The 2,355-nt window shown below is 38.2% G+C and carries 2 protein-coding genes; both read left to right on the forward strand.

Going from position 1 to position 2,355, the window contains the following annotated elements; all coding sequences use genetic code 11:
• Positions 1–186 precede the first annotated feature (186 nt).
• Positions 187–1,176, forward strand: coding sequence for a LysR family transcriptional regulator (locus NL42_RS18660; RefSeq protein WP_003653025.1), 990 nt, complete (start codon positions 187–189; stop codon positions 1,174–1,176).
• A 110-nt stretch (positions 1,177–1,286) separates the two neighbouring features.
• Positions 1,287–2,355: polyamine export protein PaeA (gene paeA, locus NL42_RS18665; protein WP_461313886.1), on the forward strand; the 1,069-nt coding region annotated here is incomplete at its 3' end.

Genomic DNA, 2,355 nt, shown 5'->3' on the forward strand with positions numbered 1-2,355 from the left:
ATTCTATTTGTCACCTTCATACTTAAAAACATAGCAAAGACAATAAAATCGAGCGTTTGAAGTACCTTTCACACCTACTTAATTCCTACAAAAAATGTCGTTTTTCTCATCATTTTTTCACACAATAGTTATTAGATATGGCATAATTTGAAACAATTTCAGGGTTTTATTTTCGGTATTTTTTTTATGAATCTGGAGCGAGTAGATCTTAATCTATTAATATATCTTGATGTACTTCTTCGTGAAAAAAATGTTACGCGCGCGGCCGAACAGCTTGGGGTAACTCAGCCTGCAATGAGTAATATTTTACGTCGCTTACGTAATTTATTTAATGACCCTCTTCTTATCCGTTCTTCTGAAGGGATGACACCAACAGAACGTGCTCTTGAATTACAACCTCGTATTCGCGATGCACTTGCTGATCTCTCCATGATTTTGGAACCCCGTACCGAATTCCGCCCTTATACAAGTAACCGCGTTTTCCGCATTATGACATCGGACTATGCAGAGGCAACTTTAGTTCCTCGTCTTGTAAAAGCGCTCCGCTCTGAAGCTCCAAACGTTGTTCTTGATTTTCTTACACCAAGTGATGTGTCTTATAGAGACATGGAACAAGGTAAAGTTGATCTCGCAATTAATAGATTTAATGAAATACCGCAAAGTTTCCATCAGGTTTTAGTTTGGCGTGATAGCTTCAGTTGTATTCTTAACGACAAACACCCTGCTGTGACTCATCTAAATTTAAAAAGCTATTTAGATGCACAACATATCTGGGTTTCTAAAACAGGTATGGGTGTAGGTTTTGGCGTAAACCCTGACAAACAAGGTGGCTTAGGCTGGATCGATCAAGCATTAGAACGTATTGGTCAGCGTCGTAAAATTTCTGTATTTACTCGCCACTACCAAATGCCAGCGTTACTTGCTCAAAATGTAGACCTTATTGCCACTCTCCCAACTCGAATGGCACGCCTACAAACACAGAATCCTAAACTGGTTATAAAGGATCCTCCTTTTTATATTCCAGAGTTCGAGCTTAAAATGGCTTGGTGTCCGTTGTTACATCATCACCCTGCTCATCGCTGGCTGCGCCAACTTATCTTATTTGTTGCTCGTCAAATGATTGAAGAGGAAAACCGTGAATTTCTAACCAACAATTCACAATTTTCTCACTATTAAATAAATTTTAATTTAATTGTCGATTTCAGGCGCTGGGCAATCAATCTGATTACCTCAGCGCTTTTTTATGTTAAAACATAGTCATAATAATGATGAATCTCAGGTGATTTGTGAGTCTCTTTCAAAATATCATTATCATCGTACTGCTTATCATCGGAGCAGGCTTTTTATCTTTAACTGAAATTGCACTAGCGGGTGCCAGAAAAGTTAAGCTAAAAATTCTAGCCGAAGCGGGTGAAGAACGCGCCCAACAAGTACTAGATTTACAAGAACAATCTGCTGACTTTTTTGCAGCCTCTCAAATTGGTCTAAATGCAGTCGCGATTTTAGGCGGTATTTTGGGTGAAGCTGCTTTTCGTCCTTATTTCGTCACTTTAGTGGACCGTTTCTACGCAGGCCCTTGGACACAAACAATCGGCTTTGCCCTATCCTTTACTTTAGTGACATCACTGTTTATTTTATTTGCTGATCTTATGCCAAAACGTTTGGCTATGATTGCACCTGAAAAAATTGCAATTAGTGTTATTAATCCAATTCAGGTTTTTATTAAGATTTGCAAACCTTTAGCATGGGGAATTAACGCAATTGCCAACCTGCTATTCCGTTTGTTTAAAGTGAATACAACCCGAGAAGACAACATTACTTTTGATGACATTTCAGCAGTAATGGATGCAGGTGCTCAAGCAGGCGTATTGCAAAAACAAGAACATCACTTTATTGAGAATGTTTTTGAATTAGAAGAACGCAACGTACCTTCGAGCATGACTACACGTGAAAATGTTGTTTATTTCACTTTAAATGAACACGAAGATAGCATTCGCCAAAAACTAGCAGAATATCCTTATTCAAAATTTTTGGTATGTAATGAAAATATTGATCAGGTCATTGGTTACGTCGATGCCAAAGACTTTCTTGTTCGCATTTTAAATAATCAATCTCCAACACAATTGAATGAAACAACCATTCGTACTGTCTTGATGATTCCCGATACCCTAACCCTTTCGGAATTACTTGATCGTTTCCGCTCTACAAAAGAAAAGTTTGCGGTTGTAATAAATGAGTATGCGCTTGTCGTTGGTGTTATTACTTTAAGCGATATTATGATTACGGTTATGGGCGACTGGGTAACCCCAATTGAGGAAGACCAGCAAATCATTAAACGTGATAATAACTCATGGT

The sequence above is a fragment of the Acinetobacter sp. GN11 genome (assembly GCF_054823985.1).